The 3,421-nt window shown below is 67.3% G+C and carries 3 protein-coding genes; 1 reads left to right on the forward strand and 2 read right to left on the reverse strand.

Translation table 11 applies throughout. The annotated features are described in order from the left end of the window. The coding region (locus AC1D15_RS22825; protein WP_477827767.1) for a fumarate hydratase at positions 1-1,510 on the reverse strand (1,510 nt) is incomplete at its 3' end. A gap of 101 nt (positions 1,511-1,611) precedes the next feature. Here AC1D15_RS22825 and nhaA point away from each other — a divergent pair. Beyond that, positions 1,612-2,787, forward strand: a complete 1,176-nt coding sequence (nhaA, locus tag AC1D15_RS22830; RefSeq protein WP_477827768.1) for a Na+/H+ antiporter NhaA — start codon at positions 1,612-1,614, stop codon at positions 2,785-2,787. On the opposite strand, the gene AC1D15_RS22835 is transcribed toward nhaA, so the two are convergent. Continuing rightward, positions 2,781-3,383, reverse strand: coding sequence for a YqhA family protein (locus tag AC1D15_RS22835; protein ID WP_047504352.1), 603 nt, complete (start codon positions 3,381-3,383; stop codon positions 2,781-2,783). The genes nhaA and AC1D15_RS22835 overlap by 7 nt on opposite strands. Positions 3,384-3,421: the final 38 nt, after the last annotated feature.

Below are 3,421 nucleotides of genomic sequence, written 5' to 3' on the forward strand. Positions count from 1 at the left end.
CGGGGATCTTGCCGATCTTCGCCTGCCACTCCTTCGGGCCGGTCGTGTGCACCGAGGTGCCTTCGGAATCGACCGCCACCGTCACCGGCATGTCGTTGATCTCGAACTCGTAGATGGCTTCCATGCCGAGATCGGCAAAACCCACCACCTCGGCCTTGCGGATCGCCTTCGAGACCAGGTAGGCCGCGCCGCCCACCGCCATCAGGTAGGCCGATTTGTGCTTCTTGATCGCCTCGATGCCGGTCGGGCCGCGCTCGGCCTTGCCGATCATGCCGATCAGGCCGGTCTGCGCGAGCATCATCTCGGTGAACTTGTCCATGCGGGTCGCGGTGGTCGGGCCGGCCGGGCCCATCACCTCGTCGCGCACCGGATCGACCGGGCCGACGTAGTAGATGACGCGGTTCGTGAAGTCGACCGGCAGCTTCTCGCCCTTCGCCAGCATGTCTTGAATGCGCTTGTGCGCGGCATCGCGGCCGGTCAGCATCTTGCCGTTCAGCAGCAGCGTCTCGCCCGGCTTCCAGCTCGCCACTTCCTCGCGCGTCAGCGTGTCGAGGTTGACGCGGCGGCTCTTGTTGTAGTCGGGCGCCCACTTCACGTCGGGCCACAGGTCGAGGCTGGGCGCCTCGAGGAAGGCCGGGCCGGAGCCGTCCAGCACGAAGTGCGCATGGCGCGTGGCGGCGCAGTTCGGGATCATCGCGACCGGCTTGCTGGCCGCGTGCGTCGGGTAGGTGGCGATCTTCACGTCGAGCACCGTGGTCAGCCCGCCCAGGCCCTGCGCGCCGATGCCCAGCGCATTGATCTTGTCGCACAGCTCGATGCGAAGTTCCTCGAGCTTGTTCTGCGGGCCGCGCGCCTTCAGCTCGTACATGTCGATGTCCTGCATCAGCGACTCTTTCGCGAGCAGCATCGCCTTCTCGGCSGTGCCGCCRATGCCGATGCCCAGCATGCCSGGCGGGCACCAGCCGGCGCCCATCGTCGGCACCGTCTTCAGCACCCAGTCGACCAGGCTGTCGCTCGGGTTCATCATCACGAACTTGCTCTTGTTCTCGCTGCCGCCGCCCTTGGCCGCGATCTGGATGTCGACCGTGTTGCCCGGCACCAGGCTCATGTGGATCACCGCCGGCGTGTTGTCCTTGGTGTTCTTGCGCTCGAAGTGCGGGTCGGCCACGATGCTCGCGCGCAGCTTGTTCTCGGGGTCGAGGTAGCCGCGGCGCACACCTTCGTTGACGGCGTCTTCCACGCCGGCCGGGAAGCCCTCGAAGCGCACGTCCATGCCGATCTTCATGAAGACGTTGACGATGCCGGTGTCCTGGCAGATCGGGCGGCGCCCTTCGGCGCACATCTTCGAGTTGGTCAGGATCTGCGCGATGGCATCCTTGGCGGCCGGGCCCTGCTCGGATTCGTACGCCCGCGCCAGGTGCGCGACGTAGTCGGCCGGGTGGTAGTAGCTGATGTATTGGAGGGCGGCGGCGACGCTGTCAACCAGGTCGGTGTAGCGGATCGAGGTCATGTGGCTATCCCGGAAAGTGGGCGGAACTGCTGAACTGCGGAACAATCCCCGGCGAGTGGGCTTGGCTTGAAGCCCCGAATTTTACTGACAGGGGAGAACTCATGCTGAATGGCATCCGGCGCTTCATCGCGTCCGAATCGGCGGGCGGCGTCGTGCTGGCGCTGGCCGCCGTGATCGCGCTGGTGGTCAGCAACTCGCCGTGGCATGGGGCCTACCAGCGTTTCGTCGAGCTGCCGGGCGAGTTGCGCATCGGCGGCGACCTGCTGGTGCTGGCCAAGCCGCTGCTGCTGTGGGTCAACGACCTGTGGATGGCGGTGTTCTTCTTCCTCGTCGGCCTCGAGATCAAGCGCGAGATGCTGGCCGGCGAGCTGGCATCGGCCCGGCAGGCGCTGCTGCCGGCCGGCGCGGCGATCGGCGGCATGGCGGTGCCGGCGCTGATCTACGCGGGGATCAACCTGGGCGATCCGGTCGCGCTGCACGGCTGGGCGATCCCCGCGGCGACCGACATCGCGTTCGCGCTCGGCATCCTGATGCTGCTCGGCTCGCGCGTGCCGGCCTCGCTGAAGGTATTCCTGACGGCGGTGGCCATCATCGACGACCTGGGCGCGATCGTCGTGATCGCGTTCTTCTACACCGCCGACGTGTCGCTCGCGATGCTGGGTGCGGCGCTGGCCGGCGGCGTCGTGCTGTTCCTGCTGAACCGAGCCCGGGTGATGAGCGTCGGGCCGTACGTCGTCGTCGGGCTGGTGATCTGGGTGTGCGTGCTGAAGTCGGGCGTGCATGCGACGCTGGCCGGCGTGGCGACGGCGCTGGCGATCCCGCTGCGGGGCGGGGAAGAAGGCCATTCGCCGCTCGAGACCACCGAGCACGCGCTGCACCCGTGGGTCGCGTTCGCGGTGCTGCCGATGTTCGCGTTCGCGAATGCCGGCGTGTCGCTGCAGGGCGTCACGCTCGGCACGCTCGCGCAGACGGTGCCGCTGGGCATCGCCGCCGGGCTGGTGCTGGGCAAGGCGATCGGCGTGTTCGGCGCGTCGTGGCTGCTGATCCGGCTGGCCGGGGCCGAGCTGCCGGCCGGTGCGAGCACGCGGCAGTTCTTCGGCGTCTGCGTGCTGTGCGGCGTCGGCTTCACGATGAGCCTGTTCATCGGCGCGCTGGCCTTCGAGGGCCGCGGCGGCGACTACGAGACGCAGGTCAAGCTCGGCGTGCTGTGCGGTTCGCTGATTGCCGGCATCGCCGGCACCTTGCTGCTGCTGGGCAGTGCGCGCCGGCCTCAGTGATTCGAGGAGGTCTGGGGCAGCAGCCGGTCGGTGATCGCGATCGCCATTGCCGACAGCAGGAACGCGCAGTGGATCACCGTCTGCGCGATCAGCACCCGGTCGCTCAGCGCATCGGCGTTGATGAAGGTCTTCAGCAGGTGGATCGACGAGATGCCGATGATGGCGGTCGCAAGCTTCACCTTCAGCACCGAGGCGTTGACGTGGCTCAGCCACTCCGGCTGGTCGGGGTGGCCTTCGAGGTTCATGCGCGACACGAAGGTCTCGTAGCCGCCGACGATCACCATGATCAGCAGGTTGGAGATCATCACCACGTCGATCAGCCCGAGCACCACCAGCATGATGGTCGTCTCGGTCAGCTTGGTGCCCTTGGCGGCATCGCCGCTGACGCCGACCGCCGTGAACACCGCCTGCAGCGCCGTCTGGCTGCCGAAGGCCGCTTCGACCAGGTGCACCAGCTCGACCCAGAAGTGGAACACGTAGACCGCCTGCGCGACGATCAGCCCGAGGTACAGCGGCAGCTGCAGCCAACGGCTCATGAAGATGAGGTTGGGCAAGGGGCGCAGCTTGGTGTTGCTGTGGTCGGGGATCTGGGCCATGGGGTGTGCAGGGATAGTCCGGTTGCCTGAAATTGTAG

The organism is Rhizobacter sp. P2_H2 (assembly GCF_056403375.1).

Excerpts from the sequence above, each read along its gene's own strand:
- AC1D15_RS22835 (WP_047504352.1), bottom strand. The coding sequence starts at position 3,383 with ATGGCCCAGATCCCCGACCACAGCAACACCAAGCTGCGCCCCTTGCCC.
- nhaA (WP_477827768.1), top strand. The coding sequence starts at position 1,612 with ATGCTGAATGGCATCCGGCGCTTCATCGCGTCCGAATCGGCGGGCGGC.